This window comes from Bradyrhizobium sp. CW1 (assembly GCF_023100665.1).
Lineage (GTDB): Bacteria > Pseudomonadota > Alphaproteobacteria > Rhizobiales > Xanthobacteraceae > Bradyrhizobium > Bradyrhizobium canariense_D.
The window spans coordinates 6,633,196-6,651,403 of the sequence record NZ_CP064684.1; the positions used below are offsets into that span (position 1 = coordinate 6,633,196).

At 59.7% G+C, this 18,208-nt stretch carries 17 protein-coding genes and 1 pseudogene; 7 read left to right on the forward strand and 11 right to left on the reverse strand.

The window, feature by feature from the left end; translation table 11 throughout:
- On the reverse strand, positions 1-684 hold the full coding sequence (locus tag IVB54_RS32030) for a hypothetical protein (protein WP_247776622.1): 684 nt from the start codon (positions 682-684) through the stop codon (positions 1-3).
- Entirely contained in the window at positions 639-1,100 is a 462-nt protein-coding gene (locus tag IVB54_RS32035) for a hypothetical protein (protein ID WP_247412733.1), read from the reverse strand. Before IVB54_RS32035 ends, IVB54_RS32030 begins: the two co-directional genes overlap by 46 nt.
- 284 nt (positions 1,101-1,384) lie before the next feature.
- Here IVB54_RS32035 and IVB54_RS32040 point away from each other — a divergent pair, with 284 nt between their 5' ends.
- A complete protein-coding gene (locus IVB54_RS32040) occupies positions 1,385-1,537 on the forward strand; it encodes a hypothetical protein (protein WP_247776623.1) in 153 nt (50 codons plus the stop codon).
- 393 nt (positions 1,538-1,930) lie between these two features.
- Here the strand turns inward: IVB54_RS32040 and IVB54_RS32045 are convergent, their stop codons facing one another.
- Complete coding sequence (locus IVB54_RS32045) at positions 1,931-2,395, reverse strand: hypothetical protein (protein ID WP_247284183.1); 465 nt, start codon at positions 2,393-2,395, stop codon at positions 1,931-1,933.
- On the opposite strand from IVB54_RS32045, the gene IVB54_RS32050 reads away from it, so the two are divergent.
- Complete coding sequence (locus tag IVB54_RS32050; protein ID WP_247776624.1) at positions 2,394-3,635, forward strand: cytochrome P450; 1,242 nt, start codon at positions 2,394-2,396, stop codon at positions 3,633-3,635. The genes IVB54_RS32045 and IVB54_RS32050 overlap by 2 nt on opposite strands.
- A 653-nt stretch (positions 3,636-4,288) precedes the next feature.
- On the opposite strand, the gene IVB54_RS32055 is transcribed toward IVB54_RS32050, so the two are convergent.
- A complete protein-coding gene (locus tag IVB54_RS32055) occupies positions 4,289-6,757 on the reverse strand; it encodes an ATP-binding protein (protein WP_247776625.1) in 2,469 nt (822 codons plus the stop codon).
- On the reverse strand, positions 6,744-6,944 hold the full coding sequence (locus IVB54_RS32060; protein WP_247776626.1) for a hypothetical protein: 201 nt from the start codon (positions 6,942-6,944) through the stop codon (positions 6,744-6,746). Before IVB54_RS32060 ends, IVB54_RS32055 begins: the two co-directional genes overlap by 14 nt.
- A gap of 775 nt (positions 6,945-7,719) precedes the next feature.
- Here IVB54_RS32060 and IVB54_RS32065 point away from each other — a divergent pair.
- Positions 7,720-8,133, forward strand: coding sequence for an alkaline phosphatase family protein (locus IVB54_RS32065; protein WP_247776627.1), 414 nt, complete (start codon positions 7,720-7,722; stop codon positions 8,131-8,133).
- Positions 8,134-8,138: 5 nt separating this feature from the next.
- Positions 8,139-8,321, forward strand: coding sequence for a hypothetical protein (locus IVB54_RS32070; RefSeq protein WP_247776628.1), 183 nt, complete (start codon positions 8,139-8,141; stop codon positions 8,319-8,321).
- Here the strand turns inward: IVB54_RS32070 and IVB54_RS32075 are convergent.
- The 5 genes from IVB54_RS32075 to IVB54_RS32095 all read right to left on the reverse strand — a co-directional run bounded on the left by IVB54_RS32075 (position 8,304) and on the right by IVB54_RS32095 (position 14,164).
- Positions 8,304-9,893 carry an IS66 family transposase gene (locus IVB54_RS32075; protein ID WP_247776629.1) on the reverse strand — a complete coding sequence of 530 codons (1,590 nt, stop codon included), beginning with the start codon at positions 9,891-9,893 and terminating at the stop codon, positions 8,304-8,306. The two genes, IVB54_RS32070 and IVB54_RS32075, sit on opposite strands and share 18 nt — an antisense overlap.
- Before the next feature lie 69 nt (positions 9,894-9,962).
- Positions 9,963-10,316, reverse strand: a complete 354-nt coding sequence (tnpB, locus tag IVB54_RS32080; protein WP_007601228.1) for an IS66 family insertion sequence element accessory protein TnpB — start codon at positions 10,314-10,316, stop codon at positions 9,963-9,965.
- The gene (locus IVB54_RS32085) at positions 10,313-10,735 is read right to left on the reverse strand and encodes a transposase (protein ID WP_247336378.1); all 423 of its coding nucleotides are present in this window, start codon (positions 10,733-10,735) and stop codon (positions 10,313-10,315) included. Before IVB54_RS32085 ends, tnpB begins: the two co-directional genes overlap by 4 nt.
- Before the next feature lie 738 nt (positions 10,736-11,473).
- Positions 11,474-11,677 (reverse strand): alkaline phosphatase family protein, encoded by a 204-nt coding sequence (locus IVB54_RS41785; protein WP_346658856.1) that lies wholly within the window; start codon positions 11,675-11,677, stop codon positions 11,474-11,476.
- 1,074 nt (positions 11,678-12,751) lie between these two features.
- Complete coding sequence (locus IVB54_RS32095) at positions 12,752-14,164, reverse strand: MATE family efflux transporter (RefSeq protein WP_247293746.1); 1,413 nt, start codon at positions 14,162-14,164, stop codon at positions 12,752-12,754.
- A 1,087-nt stretch (positions 14,165-15,251) separates the two neighbouring features.
- Here IVB54_RS32095 and IVB54_RS32100 point away from each other — a divergent pair.
- Entirely contained in the window at positions 15,252-15,509 is a 258-nt protein-coding gene (locus IVB54_RS32100) for a hypothetical protein (protein ID WP_247766851.1), read from the forward strand.
- Between the two features lie 98 nt (positions 15,510-15,607).
- Positions 15,608-15,813 (forward strand): annotated as a pseudogene (locus IVB54_RS32105) (cold-shock protein).
- Between the two features lie 74 nt (positions 15,814-15,887).
- Here the strand turns inward: IVB54_RS32105 and IVB54_RS32110 are convergent.
- Positions 15,888-16,256: an ABC transporter substrate-binding protein gene (locus IVB54_RS32110; RefSeq protein WP_346658857.1), complete on the reverse strand. Its 369-nt coding sequence runs from the start codon at positions 16,254-16,256 to the stop codon at positions 15,888-15,890.
- A 686-nt stretch (positions 16,257-16,942) separates the two neighbouring features.
- Here IVB54_RS32110 and IVB54_RS32115 point away from each other — a divergent pair.
- A complete protein-coding gene (locus IVB54_RS32115; protein ID WP_247776630.1) occupies positions 16,943-18,142 on the forward strand; it encodes a pyridoxal phosphate-dependent aminotransferase in 1,200 nt (399 codons plus the stop codon).
- Positions 18,143-18,208 lie beyond the last annotated feature (66 nt).

The following is an 18,208-nucleotide window of genomic DNA, read 5'->3' on the forward strand; positions in this document are numbered from 1 at the left end:
TCAGGGGTTCCTTCGCGACATGAGATAGGAGGCCAGGACCGCTGGTTTGGTGGCACTCAGTGGCTTGGTGATAAGAAAGGCCGCTCCGATCCCGGTCCAATAGTTTGACGGAGTGGCGAGCGCGCGAGCAAACAGAGCGACGCGGGCTGCCGCCGTTGCGGGCGTCCCGGGCAAGCTCCCTTCCTGCGCTCCGTCCATGAACAGCACAGTGCCAGCGGAGCTATAGGCCCCTCTGATCACCCGGCGTCCTGAGAATAGCGTGGTGCCGCCGACAGAGACGTTGCCGCCGCCGGTTCCGAAAACCGTTCGGCCGTAGACTGGCGTGGCGATCCTTCCGATCGTGCGAGCGTCGCTTTGCGACGCGTTGGCATAGCCGAACAGATCGAAAAACGTTGCGCTGGCCACAAGATTGTCGTTCTGCGCCAGCGACCACAATTCGCCGCCCGCGTCCCCTGCCGGCAGGCCGGTGAGCAGCGCGGCGTCTGTGCACACCAGACAGTCGTCGATACCGTCAGAGGTTAAACCCGGGGAACCGTTGAACGAAGTGCTCGAAAACACCGGCTGCGCTGCCCCCGAAGCTTGAACCGCGCTGTATCCAGCGACGATGTCCCGCCAAGAAGAAACCCCCGTCGCAATCGTCATGCCGCCGTTCGCGCCCCAATAGTGCGCGTCAGCGTCCACCATGCAAGCAGATCATAGCCGAGCGCCACTACGGGATTGTAGGCGTTCACTCCCCCAAGGAGTGTGTACAGGTCAGTGAAGTTCGCCTGCGTCGCGGCGCGCAACTGATCGCTTGAGAGCCCGGCATTTAGATAGCGCGCGACCGGCAGCAGCAAGCCGCTGGCCACGATCGCATAGGCCGGCACGAAGACAGGAACTCCGGTGAGCCCCTGCGCCTTCACCGCAGCATAGAGGTCCGCAAAATTGGCCCGCGTAAAGTCCAGCACCTGGCTGTCAGAAAGCCCGCTGTTCAGAAGCCGCGGCACCAGGTTGGTACCGTACTCGGAATTCAAAGCGGCATAGAGCTCCACGAAGTCGGCCTGCACTGCCGCCCGGATCTGCTCGCGGGAGAGCCCGATGTTTAAATTTTGCTGCGTCATCTTAAGCGGTCGATCTCAGGATGTCGTTGAGCGACGCAAACCGAAACTCCTTCAGCGCGCTGCTTCAGTCGCGTTGATGACTTCGACGCCGACGGCGCGTGCGGCCTCGTCCCAGCCTGCAAAGTCCGGAACGAATTCGCGCTAATAGATCTCGGAATCGCGGGCCGAGCCCTTGTACTCGTCGTGGCAGTGCTCCCGGTCCTACCCGCGTCGCGCCGAGCGCGATCGCCAGGCCATCCCAGTTCGCCACCAGCTGGCGCCGCGGCTCGTACCAGCCGGAATCCGTGAAGAACAGCACGCTCGCCCAGGGCGCCAGCACGGCCGACAAGTTGATGGCGATCGACCGCCGGCCGCGCACACGCTGGCAGATCTCCGCCATGAGGCTCGGGCCCGACGCCAGGCAGAAAATCGTCTCGCCATTGAACAACCAGGCGTAGTTGTCTTTTCCGGTATGCTTCAACCCAGGAGTCCGTTCCAAGCGGCCGACCGCCACGATGTGCGAGCACGCTTGCCCAGTCACGTGTTCCAGCAACAGCGCATGCATCCTCCCCGGTGTAGGGCGGGCTGGCGGGCGGGGGCGTCTTTTCACTTCCGCACGTTCCGATCCCTGTACTGCCGGAGAAGCGCAGAGCGTCGCGCCAGAGGCGCCGTGCCTAACTATTGACGAGCTCCTGGCACAGATCGGGAGCCCCGTCACACGCCTGACCACACGAGCGAGCTAGACGATGCCGTTTATCAAGGAAGTAAAGTGGGAGCACGTTCCTAGCAGCACCAGCGGCGAGGATAGTAAATGGTGAAGCCGCTGCGGCCAAGGCCGTGCTTGGATCGGATCAGTTGGCTATTTGACGGCGCGCAAGGCGCCGAAGGAATTGTTGCTTTGGTCTTTGACATGCCGCTGGAACATTGCCCAAGCGCGGTCCAAACATCTCCATCTTCTGTTTGATTGAACGCGCGACCGCGACCACCGCGTCGGTCCCCTGCCCGATCGCGTTGTTCAGATTGAGCATGCCGAAGTCAGGCCTTATTTTGCAGCGGCCACAATTTAAGCGGGCCGCCGCGACTCTTCCGCAATGAGACGTGGCCGACTCATCTGGCGGCGTTCCGCTCGCATAGACAAAGTGGCGGCGATCTCGCTCCTGCCGGAACTGGCAGGGGGCGCCGCTCAGTTTTTCGAGTATTCTTTGCCGCTTCGGCGAGAAGCTCTTCCCAGCTGAAGCACTCGGCACGCACTCCATGCGGTTACGACCTGTCGAGATCGGGTTCTTCAAAGAGAAACGGCCAAAGGACACGGTCATGAAAACGCCCTTTAACGTGCGCGGAGGCGAAGATGTGCGCGGCATCCCGTTGAGAGATCTAGATGTAAGCGAACCTAGACGATTTCAAGATGATAGCTTGTGGCCCTGCTTCGAGCGGCTGCGAAGGGAAGATCCCGTTCACCACTGCCAAGACAGCCCATACGGACCATATTGGTCGATAACGAGATACCGCGATATCGTGGCCGTCGATACAAATCATAAAATATTCTCGTCAGAGCAAGGTGTCACGATCCTCGACGTGCCCGAGGAACATTGGACACCGAGTTTTATCAAGGCAGGTCCTCCCAAACATGCCGCGCAGCGCAACACCGTAAGTCCGATACTCGCACCGGACAATTTGGAAAAACTCGAGGGATTAATCCGCAGTCGCGCTGGAACAATCCTTGATGGCCTGCCGCGCGATGAAGCCTTCAACTGGGTCGATATGGTCTCGATCGAGTTGACGACGCAGATGCTGGCCACACTTTTCGACTTTCCGTTCGCGGATCGCCGGCTCCTAACGTACTGGTCGGACGTAGCCGTTGCAGCGCCGACGGTTGGGCAGGCGATCGACAGCTGGGGCAAGCGAAGCGCAATCCTGTCCGAGTGCTTGACATATTTTACTCGGCTTTGGCGGGAGCGGATAAATGCCGAGCCACGATTTGATCTCATTTCGATGATGGCGCACTCGTCCGGGACTCGGCATATGGAGCCACGTGAGTTTCTTGGCAATCTCATTCTACTGATCGTGGGGGGCAACGACACCACGCGCAATTCGATCACCGGTGGCCTGCTGTTCATGAACCAGCACCCCTCCGAGCTACGAAAGCTACGAGATAATCCCGCCTTGGTGTCGAGCGCTGTGTCCGAGATTATTCGGTACCAAACGCCAATCGCACATATGCGCCGCAACGCCACCGCGGACATTATCATGGGAGGCAAACAAATCAGGCGAGGCGACAAGGTTGTAATGTGGTACATCTCTGGCAACCGAGACGATGAGGTCATCGAGGACGCCAACAAATTTACGATCGATCGCAAGAACGTGCACCAACATCTCTCGTTCGGATACGGCATCCATCGTTGCCTTGGTCGACATCTCGCGCGGCTGCAGCTTAAAATCCTCTGGGAGGAGATACTGAATAAGCGCATGGAGGTGGAGGTCGTTGGCGATCCGGAGCGCGTTGCATCGAACTTCGTGCACGGTTATTCCGCACTCCCGGTCCGAATCATAGTCTAGGCTGTGACGCCCTGAAATGATGCGTGAGCTACACGGCAGGACCGTCGTCGGGCTCTCTGATGACCAGTTACGCCATTGCACGCGGACTGGCGCGCGCCGCTGAAGGTCGCCATCCCGGCTGGAGCCCGCACCTCTTGACCAACTTGGTCCGCCACTACGCTTCGCGTGACGCATCTCTCAAAGGCATCAAGTCCATGTCCGGGAACTCTGTCACAATCGGGTTCAGACCGGAGCACGGGCGTATAAGGTGATAGGTAAGCGGCAAGGAGACCGCAAGCCGGAACCTTTGGTCGCAGCGGTCCTCCGGTGCCGGCTTATCGCTTCGAAGACAGCCGGTCCGGCGAATGCACTGTTCGCGATTCAGTGGCCTTCTGCCCGCGCAGAAGCCGGCCGCCGACCGGCGTGCGGCCTGATCCTGAACCCCTGCGGCCATTATCGTCGGCACCAACCCCAGGTGCAGCGCCCATCATCATAGCGGTGTCAGGCCACAATGAATGCGCGATCATCGCGATCCGTCATCGGCGCTGCCGGTCGATCCAGAGCCCGCGCGGGGCGACGAGCGGACCAACTTCACCGCATGGTCCGGCCTCGAGGGTGCGTGGCCACAGGTTCACATACACGCGTCAGCGACGGTCTGGGCCGGGCGAGGAGCATCAGTTCTTCTTCGGCACGAGGTTGAGACTGACAGCGCTGCAACTGCAGCGGAGGACTTCCTTGTCACCCTTGATAGGCGAAACGCAGAGGAATTCGCCGCAATCGGTGTTGGGGCACTGCATCAGTTGAAGCAATTGTTGAAACGAACTCACGACCGCAGCGAATTCCTTCGATTGCAGGTCCGCCCAGGCGTTGTAGTGAACCGCCTTGTTGATCATCCACTCTTCTGACTTTGTCGCCGCCACCCGCTTTTTGGATTCTATCTGCAGCGCTTCGGCATCCTGAATATTTTTCCCCCACGAGGAGGCGGAGTCGCGCGCCTCTTTGAGACGGGCCTTCCATGCGGCTAACACCCCGGGCCAGAGATCGCCCAGGTCGTATTGTCCGTTTCCATGATATTCGATGCGAGCGCGCAGATTATCCGCAAGGATCGTCGAGGTGAACTCCAGATAGCGTCGCAAAGTCCCTGCCGCCAAAAATACATTGTCATTGGCGAGGTGTTTCTGGATCTGCGTCCAGACGTGACCCTCGTTCCAGACCTGTGGGCCACTGTCGACCGTCCAGCCGCCAAAGCTAAGAGTGCTCTGAACCAGCTTTTCGCTCTGCATGAACTTGAGCCACACGCCGTCGTGAGTGGTCAGGACAAACTGCGTGTTTGGAAATTTCTGCTTCAGGAGCGCGCAAACCTCACGACGATGGCCGGCGTCGACCGACATCAGCACATCGTCGAGGACGGCAAGCGTAAATCCATCGCCGAGCGTGTGCTTCACCAGTGCAAGATAGAGGCAAAGCCCCATGCCATCCTGATGGCCCTCGCTGTGGTAGGCCCCGGGAGGAAATCTGCCTCGTCCGTAAAAGTCGACATCGAAGGCCAGTTTGCCCAATGATGCAGAGAGCTTGCCCTCGAAATTGGCCTCATCGTCGCGGTTGATGAAACTGTAGTATTCGGTGAAGTCCTTCTGCACCTTGTCGTAGATGCCTTCCAACATTGCGGTGCTGACCGTACCGTAGTGGCTAAACACCGCAGAAGCTGTTTCGGCCTGCTGGGCCGCGATATTGAGGGTCTGCTGCGTCCCACGGCATTGATCGTATTTCTCCTGGGCAACGATCAAGAATTCCTTGGCTTCTTCCTCCTTTGAAAGGTCGGAGAGCGTTTCGATATAGGCCGCCAGACGATCGGCGGGCTGAAGCAACTCGACCGCGGGCGATGCCCCCAGTCGACCAAGGGCTTGCAGCGCGTGGGCGATCGCTGCCGGGTCCCGGACGACCTTGTCTAGTGTGTCGCGGTCACTGTCGAGGGCCTTTGCGTGGGACCGCAGCGACGTGGCATCTATAGGAGGATTGGCCTTTTCGCACCATTCGGCCACTTTGCCCGCGTCAAGCGCCATCGCCCGCAGGTGAGCCGCGAGAGGGTCGATCGCCAGGGCCAGTTGCTTCAATGCCGTCGAGGCCGCATCTGCCTTTGCGATCTTCTCTTGAAGATGTGTTGCCAGGAGGGCCATCTCCCAGGGACCGTCGCACAGTGGACAAGCGTCTCCTTCGACCAGCTCAAGACCCCGCTCAACCAAAGCGCGCTGCTTGACAACCCTTAACAGAGCCGGATCGTCCGTGAGCTGGGCGAGAGCGGCGACTGCATCCGACTTTGCGCCAGTTATGGTTATTTCCTGCGAGACAGCCAGCCTCTTCAGGAAACTCGCAAGGTCATTCTTGGCGCCGAGCTTGGAGAATGGCTGCGACGCCTCGTGCTCGGCATCTGGATTGATGCCTACCTTCAAGGCATTTTCCGGCGCGAGGTCCGCCACAGGATCGAGCTTCAGCACAGCTCGACGAGCATTTACAGAAGCAAGCAGATCAGTTTTGTTTGGAGTGGCAATGCCGAGATGGTGAAAGAAATCGGACTTGGTCCGCCGATCCTCCACCTCGGCCCTTCCGTGGTCGCGTTTTGCATCGTTGGCGACGCGTTGGAGTGAGACCCGCAGCTTTTCGAGCTGATCAAGGCGCAGCAGCTCTTGGACGTATTGTGATCGTTTGCCTGCAGGAACGAGAATATATTTGATGATTTCTCGACGAGACAGGGCAAACTCAGGATGGGTTTCGAGCTGCGCCAGAAGCGCCCTGGTTTCAGCACTGCTCGGCTTGAGTACCGCGGCGCCTGGATTCTTGACGCTCCGCTCGATTATGAAGCTCTTTTTGAGAGCGGGCGCATAGACCTGCAGGCGAACGAGCGCGGTTTCGGGCTTTTTGCTCGCGTCGACATGTGGAGCGTGCGCCTTGACACTCAGCTCCGCCGTGCCCGCACCGCCGAGACGAGTGATGTTTCCGGTGAGGGCAAATTCGATCGCATCCACGATGCCGCTCTTGCCGGTACCGTTCGGCCCCGCAATGCCAAAACTCCTTCGGCCCAAGGAGCGCTTGAGATGACGAATTCCACGGAACTCGACAATTTCGATTTCTTCAATCTGGATCATTGCTCGGCTCAGCAGCGCTGAAAATCGCCGCCCGTAGGCTCTCGGCGTCCAATTGATGATTCGCCAGTGCCTTTCGCAGTGCCGACAAAGACGCCCGCGAAAGGGTTTTTTGGTCCTCGAGCTTTTTCAAGAAGGCATCGACAACGGATGAAACCGTAGATGAAAAGGGAAGATCGTCAGCGGCCATATGGTTGCAATTCCTGGGCTGGCCACCTGCTTCTGTGCGGCAGCGTCAATCGCGAGACGTCTCGACAAACAGCGATTCCGGACGTGGTCCTAATGGTTGTGCACAATGCGCCGCTAATGGCTTACGTACGTTGCTAGCCCTGCAAAGCCGCCCCGAACGCGTCGCCAAATGAATTGAGATTAGAACTGAGCCACCCATCTGGCACGATGAAGCCGACTTGAAAGCGCTGCCTGAAATCAATCAAGCCGACCGATCGACCATCGGAAAAATCTGCGGTGACCTCGGCTTGAGTTTGACTTGAACTGAGTCAGCGAGCACACCGCGGAGGCCAAGCCGACGCGAACGAAGCAAAGAACGCTGCCCTCTCAAGCTTGACATATTTTCCTGCCCCAGACCCGTGGCGGGGCTCGTTTTACCCGCCACGGCAGCTGCGAACTAGGCTAGGCGGCCGCAATGTTCGCAGCGCGGCCGCCCTCCGGTGCCCGAGGCGAGATTCTGCCGTTCGATGTTATTGCCCTCGGTACACTTATCGTTGTCGTGATAGACGCTTCGCGCACCAGGTTTCGTTGAATGAAATGGTGAAACTTTCGACATAAATCGGTCCCCGACGGAGATGGGTGCATTTGTTCGTATGTGGTAGCAAACATGGGGGTTTGAATTAGTGCAATGACTCTCGAGCCAGCGCTTAAATTTGGCGCTCCATCGAATTTTTCGACGAATTTCACCATCGATGACAGCAGACCGGCCCTTGCGGGACGCAGATCGAGCTTGAGTTATGTCAGTTATTGGGACGCCCCACGACGCCAGCAAAATCAAGATAGACTGCCTCACCGACCTGCACACGACGGTGCTGCCGGTATGCACCGGGGAGCCCGATATTTCCTCGCACGATTGTGGGACTGGCGCGCCAAAGACGATGGCAGCGATCAGCTTTGTCGATCGGCAGTTGCGCCGCGTGCTCGATGGGTGGGAGGCTGAGGGCGTCTCCCTTGGCGTGCACCTGATCACCGCCTCCGGTCATGGACATGTGACGGTGCATGCGCGGGCCGATCTATTTGAGACGCTCGAGGCTGCCGGGCTGCGCTGCGGCCCGGCACCGGCGGCCGGGATCGATGCCACGTCATACCTGGCCAAGTCGGAGCAATTTACCTCGCCGAGCCATCGGACGCCGTTATCCGCCGCACAGTAGGATCGATGATCGAGCGGCCCTGGTGTGGTCTGGTGTTTACCGCCGGTGGCGCGGCCTATGGCATTGCGGCGGGCAGCTTTGCCCGCCATTTGGTGTTCGCCGACCATGCCCGATCGGCGGACATTCTGTTCTCGTTCCGGTCGGATGGTCGTAAGCGCTTAGCCGCAACCCTATTGAGGCTGGCTTGACGTTTTGCGGAATCGCCACGGCATGAGGTCTTCGATGCGGCTATGGGGATGGCCGTCGATGATCGTCTCGAGTGTTTCGGCGATGTAGGCGGCCGGGTTGACGTCGTTGAGCTTGCAGGTGGCGACGATCGAGGCGAGCAAGGCCCAGTTTTCGGCTCCGACCTCATGACCGGCGAAGAGCGCATTTTTTCTGGTCAGGCAGACTGGCCGGATGGCGTTCTCGACAGGGTTGGTGTCGAGCTCGAGGCGCCCGTCTTCGAGGAAGCGGGTCAGACCTTGCCAGTGATTGAGCGCGTAGCGGATGTCCTCGGCGAGCGTCGAACCGCTGGAGATCATCGACAGCTGTTTTTCGAACCACGACTTCAACGCGGCTACCATTGGCAGCGAGTGCTCCTTGCGCGCGGCCAACCGTATGTCCGGCGATGCACCGCGCACCATGGCTTCGATGGCGTAAAGCTGTGCGATGTGCCGAATGGCGGCCTCGGCGATTGGTGACTTGCTGTTGCGCACCAATTTGACGAAGCGCCGGCGCAAATGGCTCCAGCAATGCACGAGCGTCCATGGCCCTTGCGGTCGAACGACTTCGTTCAACCGGTCATACCCGTCATAGGCATCGCATTGCAGGTAGCGTCCGCCAAAACCGTCGAGGAACTGCTCAGCAAAGGCACCGCTGCGACCGGGGGCATATCGGAACAGCACGATCGGCGGACTTGCCCCGCTGTGGCCGCGGTCGTCTGAGGCGATCGCCCAGAAGTAGCCTTTCTTCGTTTGGCCGCGCCCGGGATCGAGTACCGGCGCCGTGGTTTCGTCCATGAACAGACGATCCGCCGTGGCCAGGTGGTGGCGCATGTGTTCCGCGATGGGCTGAAGATGGAAGCAGGCGCGGCCGGACCAGTTGCCCAGTGTCGCCCGATCAAGCCGGATGCCCTGACGCGCATAGATCTCGGCTTGGCGGTAAAACGGCGTATGGTCGCCAAACTTGGAGACGATCACGTGCGCAATCGCCGCTTCGGTCGGCAGCCCGCTGGGCACCACGTGCTCCGGTGCGTGCGCCTGCACGACAGGGCCCGAGCAATGGCGACAGATGTATTTCGGGCGGCGCGTGACCAACACCCGCCATTGCGCCGGGATCACGTCGAGGCGTTTGCTGACGTCCTCGCCGATCTTCGTCATGGCACCGCAACCGCACGGACAGAGCGTGCTCGCAGGCTCGATGATCCGTTCCACCCGCGGCAAATGGGCAGGCAAGCAGCCGCGATTGCGATGAGAACCTTGATCCGGCACGCTCCGCGATCGGCCCTTGATCACAGCCTCGGCTCTCTCCTGCGCCGCGTCCAGGATGCCTTGCGCGATCTCCACGTCTTCCAACGGCAAGTGATACTGATCTGGCCGCAGCTTCTCGGACGTCGCGCCAAACTTGTCGCGTCGCAATTCGCCGAGGATGACCTCCAGCCGACGCCGCGCTTCTTCCGACGCCGCCAGCGCCCCCTGATGCTCGCTTAAGGCCGCCTGCGTTTGCGCCAAAAGCGCTTTCAGTTGTTCATTTTCGTCGCGCAGCGCCGCGATGCTCATGCGCTATTTCGAGCACATCGCCGCCGCGCGTGCCACATTCAAAATAGCTTCCGAGTCATTCTGCCGCAGTTATCCAGCCGCCTGGGGACGCCGCGCTTCTTCCGGGCGGACCAACCTCCAATCCAGCCCCTCGAACAGGGCTGCGAACATCGCCGGCGATATCCGTATCACGCCGTCTGCGATCGTTGGCCAAACGAACTTGCAACCTTCAAGACGCTTGTGCACCAACACCAGACCCGTTCGATCCCAGACCAAAATCTTGATCCGGTCCGCTCGTTTCGATCGGAACACGAAGGCTGCGCCGCTGAACGGGTCGAGACGAAGCATCTCCTGCACCTTCGCCGCAAGCCCATCGTGGCCACAGCGGAAGTCGATCGGCCGCGTCGCGATGTAAATCTTCAGATCGGCACCGGCCGCGATCATCGTGACGCTCGCATCGCGCGGATCACACGGGACAGCTGCTCGCCATCTATGGCTGTGTCCGTCCGCAGCACGACATCGCCGATCGCGATCTCAAGCTTGATCGCCGGAACCTGACGCTCCTCCAACGCACCTTCCACGACTAGCGGAGCGAATGTCGGCTGCGATACCTCGCGCGGCGACAACATGCCTCGCTGTCGAAACCGCCGCCGCCAATCGTAGATTTGCCAGCGCGTCGCTCCGTGCTTGCGCGCCACCTCGGACACCTGGGCACCGGGTAACAGACTCTCGGCGACGATCCGAGCTCTCTCAGCTTCCGAACGTACGCGGCGCCCCGATGGTCCTTCAAGAACCTCCAGCCGGCTCACCGATCGCCTCGTTGAGCCGTCCAAATGGACGTCCTTTTTGCTGTCCAATCCCATCCGAAACCTCCGTCCAAGCCGGAGGCTTCTTTCGCACGTTCATTCGAATTCTGAAGCAAGGGTATCGGCTTCGCGCTTACGGATGGTCTCGATCCATTTGGCCTTATGAGCCGCACCTGGAGTGCGGATGGGGCGGTCGGCTTCGGAGTGCACGACGGGTGGCATGCCAACGAGATGTCGTCGGTCGGGATTTTGGCGAGACCGCTGATCGAAAAATGACTTCGTCTCGCAAGTTCCCTCAGGCATTTGCGATATTGCGCCGACAGTGCTCGGTCTTCTGGGCCTTTCGCGACGGGCAACGATGACCGGTCGTGCGCTCGCAGAGATCTTTATCGATGATGGACAGGACGTACCTCGTACGGTTGAAAAGATATACGAGACCAGCAGCGGGAGGAGAGGATTGCGACGTCGGGCCGAATTTGAGGCCAGATTACGTCGAGGAACGCTGAAGTCAGGAAGGCTGAGAGGCAAGATCTGGGTTGCCGGCGGGCGGCGGCGCAGGCGTCGGCGCCAGCAGGGTCTCCACTCGTCTGAGCATCTCGGCGGAGGTCGCGATGCAAGGGAAGTGGCCGGAGAGCGTCACTTGTCCGAGCTTTCGAGCTTTATGGTTCAGCAGGCGCCTTGCCCCCGCCGAGTTGGAAGCGAGGACTGAGAAGGTCCTGCCGTTCGCCGCGAGGATCTCACCAAGTGATGGCACACCGACTAGATGGCCCTCGCTCGCGGCATCAAGGTGCTCGATCAGGCGCGCGTCGCTCGTGTCGACAGAGCGCGGTATGGGCGACTGCCTGTCGAGATATTGATCTCAATGATGCCGTGGCGATCCGGCGTCGCGCCAGTGACGAGGCTCGTGAGCGCTATTCGTGTTTCGCTGGGCGAGACGGTGCGCTGCCTGCCAGCACCGCACCGCGGCGCTGCAGCCTGACCAGATTTGGCGTCAATGATGGTTTGACGAGATCGGGTCGAAGCCCATCGAACAGCACGATGAGAACCCGATCCCGGTTCGGTCGGTCGAACATGTAAAGCTTTCGTTTAGCTGGAACGTAGCGGACCGGGAGCGACCAGGACCTGGCTGGCGCAGCCCAGCGCCATCGACTTGGAGCCGAGGCTGATCGCTAGCGCGAGCGCAATGCGGGTATGGCGCTCTCAGCCATGCTGACCAAAGCCCGGCCAGCGCGACGGCCGCTCCCGAGCCGGGATTAGCGGCGTGCGAGTGCCAGCAGCTCTCCTCAGCTGTAGATCGGCCCGGCTTGTCTTGAACGGAGGCTGCGGGGTCAGTGGTTTGGTCTGATCATGATCGCCTGATGCACCTCTGCGGGCACAGCGTGAAGCCACGGAATTCATCACAGGCCCCGAGGATCGCTCAATTCCGGCGAGGACGTCAGGTAGGATGTCCAGCAACGTCGATAGCATGGCCTCGCAAGCAAGGGTAGCAAATGCCGCGTCCAGGAGAAGCTGCTCGGCAGCCCTAGCCGATCCTGATCTGGTCGACGTCGCGATTGAGCCAGGAAGCGTGACTGATGCTGCCGGCGGATCGTTTCGCCTGGCGGCTTGATTCCTGCGAATGCGATGCATCTCGTGTGCTTGGCTTTCACAGCTGTGGCGCTCGCAGACACCGGTCGGCGTTTCGAAAATTGATATGCCCTGACTAAGCGTGATCGTATCGACGCCGGTGCGCGCCGCTGGGCTGCTCGATTTGCCGGCTTTGCTCTCGAAGGGAGGGACCCGTTGAGCCATTCTGGCAGGAGTGACAAGTTGGAAAGCCTGCAAATCGCCAAGGACGCCTTGAGGATTCCTACTCGCACTCGAACGAGCTAACCACTTTGGCTATCGTTTTTTGAAATGAAATGATCGAAAAATATGATGTTAGTTGAGTTACTATTTCGTTGTTATGTTATCCCTGCAGTCGCGCCGTGACGCGAAACCTTCAATTTTCAGTCCGGGCGTTCGCCCCGGTCACAACCGCACGGGCAAGCACCCGGGCATATCGTCGCCGCTGGCATCAGTGATGCGCGCGCCTCAGAGAGGGCGACTTGCTAAGTGGCGGAACCGCAGCACGAGGATCGCCGCATAGATTGTGAATCCGGTCGACAAGCCAATCCATATACCGACGGCCCCCAAACCGATCTTCAGACTGAGCCAATAGCTGAGGGAAAAGCCGATCGGCCACCAAGCAATAGTCGCAAACAGCAGCGGCACCCGCGTGTCCTTCAGCCCGCGCAGGCCGCCTGCCGTAATGCACTGGGCGGCGTCAGTGATAAAGAGGGTTGCGCCGACGATGAGGAGCGTTGCAGCGAGGCTGATCGTTGCCTCCGAATCGCGAGCCGTTCTGCCCAGAAACAGCTCCACGACCTCAAAACGCACGGTGATCAACGTAAGCGTTAGCGTTGTAGCTATGACCATACCGAGCAACATCGCCGCCAGATTCGCCCGCTTGACGCCTGCACGGTCGTCGCGGCCGGCGGCATGGCCAACGCGCATGGCAGCAGCCGTCCCAATGCCGAGATAAATCATAAACAGGGTCGAGGAAACCTGAACAACAATCTGGTGAGCGGCCAGTGCGCTGTTGCTGATCGAGCCCGCAACGAGCGACGTGGCTACAAATAGTCCCGACTCGATCAATGAAGCGATGGAGATCGGCGTCCCAAATGCGATGAGCTGCCGCATTGCGCGCCAATCGAAACGCCAGAGATCCGCAAGCACATGGTACTCACGGAACGGCCGGCGCAGTGCAGCGAACCACAAGCCCGCCAAAAACATGCCGCAGTTGACCAGCGTGGTCGCAAGACCTGCCCCGAACAGCTCCAACCGGGGCAGCCCAAGCTTCCCATAGGCCAGAATATAGACCAACAACGCATTGAGGGGGATGGCGGATAGCGTAATCCAGAAGACTGGCTGTGGCCGATTGACCCCACCCATGAAATTGCGGATAGCCAAAAACGCCAGTGCCGGAGCCGTGCCGAGGGCTAATCCGAAGAGGTATTGCTGGGCGAGCTGCGCCACATCTGGGGTCTGGCCCAAGGCAAGCAGTATTTGCTCTGCTCGCAGCGCCACAGCAATGATCGGGAATGACAGGATCAGGGCCAGCCATAGGCCCATGCGCAGCGAGCGCTGTACCGCGCCTAGATTATTTTCCCCAAACGCCCGCGCCGCCAAAGGCGCAATGGCACTTAGTAGTCCCACGCCGAATGTGACGCTAATGAGATAGAGCCGGCCTGCCAGCGCTGCCGCGGCGAGCGCCTCAGCGCTGATACGCCCGATGAAGGCAAGATCAGTCGTCATCATCGCAACCTGCGCAACCTGCGTCAGCACCATTGGCAACGCGAGCTTCGCGGTTTCGCCGAGCTCGATAGAGAAGCGACGGATAGCTGCCCGTCTCGTCCCTTCTGGTCGCCAGATTAATGCCGGCTTTGTCTTGGCTATCTTGTCCATATCATCAGGCCGCCGTTTGCCTCGGCGAACGAAATACCGCTTCTTTCACGGAGTATTACGTTCTGACGTGAATTCGCGGCCAGCCTGCGATGCTGCTCGCGGGCAGCCTCGTGCGACCGCACGTTTAGACGCAAAAACGGACCACGGCTTGGCCACTGGGCTTCGACCAGCGCGGCGCCGATTTTCGCATGCAATAAGCGCCAAGGAGAGGTTGCAAATGCCGCGCCAGAATTGGCCAATCACCGCAATCGTGCAATGGAAACGGCGCGCATCGGGATGGAGCCAGGTCGATCATAGAGGCGATTCATGCGCAGGCCACTGCGTTGATGCCAAAGATTGGAGGCCCGAAGTCGGACCCGATCCATGCCACGAACTGAAGACTTATCATCCCGCAAGCCATCCCTGCACTCCTGAGCAAGCGATGGGATCTCGCTCTTCAACGCCGCCCATCTCACTCTTCAAAGCCCATGCCAACTGCGGCGAATTGAATAGATGCTCGCTCTTCTGGAAGCGGACTTGTCGGGAGATCGACAGCACGTCGCAAACAAGACAACCGGCATCGCCTGCTCACCGGGGAGAGGGCGGCGATGCGACCACATGACGAGCGTGATTTCATCCGTTAGGAGGACCTAGCGGGATTGACTCGTTTGCTCGACTGGATCACAGACATCGATATGCAATCACATTGATGAGCTGCGTGGCCTCGATCCCAGGCTTGGCACCTTGGAAAATGACGTGCTCTCGACATTGGTGGCACAAGTTAGGAAGCCATAGACGTCGATCGTGACTTCCCCTTCCTGGGCCTTGCACGGGATTGTCCAGGAAAGGCTGCATATGAGTGCGGTACTGTGCTGCCTCGTTAGCTTTATCCGGCAAGGTTTTCGTTTGAAAGCGCTGATGTACGCTACCCGGCCGTGGCTAGTGCCGGTATCGTCGGGAGTTCCTTGAATCTTTGCGTGCGCATGTGAGCTTTCAGCTATCCATACTGAAGATACTTGCCGGCCAGCCGGGCGGCCGAGCCGCTCTTGAAGTCGTCAAACAGCACTTGGCCATCTTTTACACCAGCGGACCCGAGTGGCCAGCGCGCATGAAGCGCATCGCGAGCCGCGAGCCGAACCTCGACATCTTCGGACAAAATCTCATCGACCGCGAGGTGGGATACTGGACCATCACTGAGGAGGGACGGAAGGTCCTTGAGGCCCTTGAGAAGCTCGATCGATTTGTGGCGCAAGGCCAGCCCGAGGCACAGGCCGATGAGCCAGCTGGCGATGAGCGACCGCCATTGCCGGCTGCGCCGCCACGACCGATGGCCCGCAGAAACCGTCCTGGGCGTAAACGGTTGTAGACGCGTGATGGGCGCTCAACGTGAGGGGTCGCGCGGACGTCCTTATGGTCAGGCAGTTCTTCGATTAGATCGCGGAACTTCAGTTTGGAAACAATGCAATGGCATTGGGGACTGTGAAGTGGTTCAACGCGGCCAAGAGATACGGCTTCACCAGCCAGAAGACGGGGGAGCTGGCCTCTTCGTTCACATCAGCGCGGTCGAGAAGGCCGGCTACACTGATCTCGCGGAAGGCGTGCGGGTCAGCTACGAGCTGATGGCTGGTCGTTCGGGCAAGAGGAGCGCCGAAAATCTGCCCATCGGCTGATCGGCTTGCCTTGAGGAATCTGCCAAGCTTTGGTATTTCTGAATTAGCTTGTGGCTTGCGCGAGAAGCATCGACTCAGCAAATCTCCCCGCCTGAGGCCGTTTCGACGAGCTTGTAAGGACCGCTTCGAACAGGGGCTGTGGTCCACCGCTCCCACGAGCCCGCCGCCACGAAGGCGCGCTGACTGACGATCTCCGATCCCCAAGCAGCCAAACGCTGCTCGAGGAGCGCGTCGCCGCCCTTGGCAATGACGATAAAAGGATCAACGATTTCGACTTTCTCGAGCCGATCAAGGGACTGAAGCGCCTGGGACATTCCGCGGCGTCCAGGTCCGAGCAGGTGGTCAGGACCAAGACTGAAGGCTACATCTTCGGCGGTCAAAGACGTTCCGTCATGGAAAGCCACTCCCTTGCGCAGGAACAGCCGCAGTAACTGCGCATTGATCCGCTCTCAACGCTCGGCCAAGCCGGGCCGTAGCGCCATATCATGGGCATGGTCGAAGGTGATCAGCGTTTCGAAAAGCTGCGGCATAGTCCGGCGAATGGCAGTATCGGTCGCGATGACCGGGTCTAACGATCGCGGAAATCCGGACATGCCGACCTTGAGGCGGCGACGCGTCAATGTCTTAGGCTCACCCTCCACAGCACCGGCGCCTGTGCTGGCCAACACGCTTGCGGCAACCGCGCCTGCGATGGCTTGCCGTCACGTGAGTTCGATATGGGTCATCACCCCTCCGGTTCCACTTCCATTCCTACGGATGCCACGCCCCGAAATTCTTAGATCGGCACTGACATTGGCGGACCACCGAAATTGGGCGCTTGTGTCATCAGGCATATTCGCGATTGTGTGCGAGCTTAAACCTGAACTGCTACGGCAGGATGACATTAAATCGAGTAAGTCGATGTAAGCTTGCGAAGATGCGATAGTCGGCACTTCTAACGCAGGCTGATGAGAGGGAGAGCGAAGACGCAACGCACTGCGAACGGCCCAACAGCGCCGCACGAAGAAGCGATACGATTATCGTAATCTACGATGATTTGTCCAATGCTGCGATCCCCCGGTTAGTTTGGTCGTTCGCGTTCGGATAGACGCCACGAAACCGCTCATTCGAACTCGAAGGATATTGGGTCTTGTCTCTCGTTTCAGAACGGCTCAAACTCGTCCGTCCCTCTCAAACTAAGGTCATGACGGCTCGCGCCGCCGAGCTGAGCGATCAGGGCGCCGACGTGATTACGCTCAGCCAGGGTGAGCCGGATTTCGACACGCCGTCCGGTATCTGTGAAGCTGGCATCCGAGCCATCCGCGACGGGAATACGAGATACACGGCGGTCGCCGGAATCAAGCCACTGCGGGCAGCGATCGGCGAGAGCCTCCGTCGCGATCATGGCCTCGATTACGGTATTGACCAGATCACGGTGGGCTGCGGCGCCAAGCAGGTCGTGTTCAACGCACTATTCGCTAGCCTCGATCCGGGCGACGAGGTTGTGATCCCAACGCCATGCTGGGTCTCCTATCCCGACATGGTGGCGCTGGCAGGCGGCAAGCCGGTGGTCGTCGCCTGCAGCGAACTCGATGGCTTTAAGCTCCGCCCTCGGGCGCTGGAGAAGGCGATCACGCCGCGCACCAAATGGTTGATGTTGAATTCGCCATGCAATCCGACCGGCGCAGTCTACAGCCGAGGTGATTTGCTCGCGCTCGCTGCGGTGTTGCACGAGCGTACCCATGTGCATGTGCTATCCGACGACATCTATGAAAAGCTCACCTACGGCGCCGATTTCGCAACAATGGCCGCAGTCGCGCCGGATCTCTACGAGCGCACACTAACAGTCAACGGCGTGTCCAAAGCTGACGCGATGACCGGTTGGCGCGTCGGGTATGGTGCCGGACCTCTGGCGCTAATCAAGGCCATGAACCTCGTCCAGGGCCAGACTTCTTCGCACACCAGCTCGATTTCTCAACATGCCGCGCTCGAGGCGCTGTCAGGGAGGCGGGACCATATCAAAGAGTTCGTGCGCGCGTTTTTGGAGCGCCGCGACCTTGTCGTGGCCAAGCTAAACCAGGCGAAGGGGCTTGCTTGCCGTGTGCCGGACGGTGCCTTTTATGTTTTCCCCTCTTGCAAGGGGGTTATCGGCAAGCGCACGCCGGACGCCAAGCTGATCGAAACAGACAGTGACTTTGCGATGTATTTGCTCGACGCTTTCGCCGTGGCTGTCGTGCCCGGCAGCGGCTTCATGGCCTCGCCCTATATCCGGATTTCCTATGCTTCGTCGTTCGAGGACCTCAACCGGGCCTGCGACCGAATCATCGCCGCCTGCGCGACCCTGTCCTGAAAGTTATTCTGATGTCCCTGCCAAAAGCCTGCGCGCCCGCATGGCCGAGACTGGCCGGTCCACATC

Excerpts from the sequence above, each read along its gene's own strand:
- tnpB (WP_007601228.1), bottom strand. The coding sequence starts at position 10,316 with ATGATCGCGGCCGGTGCCGATCTGAAGATTTACATCGCGACGCGGCCG.
- IVB54_RS32030 (WP_247776622.1), bottom strand. The coding sequence starts at position 684 with ATGGTGGACGCTGACGCGCACTATTGGGGCGCGAACGGCGGCATGACG.
- IVB54_RS32085 (WP_247336378.1), bottom strand. The coding sequence starts at position 10,735 with ATGGGATTGGACAGCAAAAAGGACGTCCATTTGGACGGCTCAACGAGG.
- IVB54_RS32070 (WP_247776628.1), top strand. The coding sequence starts at position 8,139 with ATGATCGAGCGGCCCTGGTGTGGTCTGGTGTTTACCGCCGGTGGCGCG.
- IVB54_RS32035 (WP_247412733.1), bottom strand. The coding sequence starts at position 1,100 with ATGACGCAGCAAAATTTAAACATCGGGCTCTCCCGCGAGCAGATCCGG.
- IVB54_RS32075 (WP_247776629.1), bottom strand. The coding sequence starts at position 9,893 with ATGAGCATCGCGGCGCTGCGCGACGAAAATGAACAACTGAAAGCGCTT.
- IVB54_RS32060 (WP_247776626.1), bottom strand. The coding sequence starts at position 6,944 with ATGGCCGCTGACGATCTTCCCTTTTCATCTACGGTTTCATCCGTTGTC.
- IVB54_RS32065 (WP_247776627.1), top strand. The coding sequence starts at position 7,720 with ATGTCAGTTATTGGGACGCCCCACGACGCCAGCAAAATCAAGATAGAC.
- IVB54_RS32045 (WP_247284183.1), bottom strand. The coding sequence starts at position 2,395 with ATGACCGTGTCCTTTGGCCGTTTCTCTTTGAAGAACCCGATCTCGACA.
- IVB54_RS32095 (WP_247293746.1), bottom strand. The coding sequence starts at position 14,164 with ATGGACAAGATAGCCAAGACAAAGCCGGCATTAATCTGGCGACCAGAA.
- IVB54_RS32055 (WP_247776625.1), bottom strand. The coding sequence starts at position 6,757 with ATGATCCAGATTGAAGAAATCGAAATTGTCGAGTTCCGTGGAATTCGT.
- IVB54_RS32050 (WP_247776624.1), top strand. The coding sequence starts at position 2,394 with ATGAAAACGCCCTTTAACGTGCGCGGAGGCGAAGATGTGCGCGGCATC.
- IVB54_RS32100 (WP_247766851.1), top strand. The coding sequence starts at position 15,252 with ATGAAGCGCATCGCGAGCCGCGAGCCGAACCTCGACATCTTCGGACAA.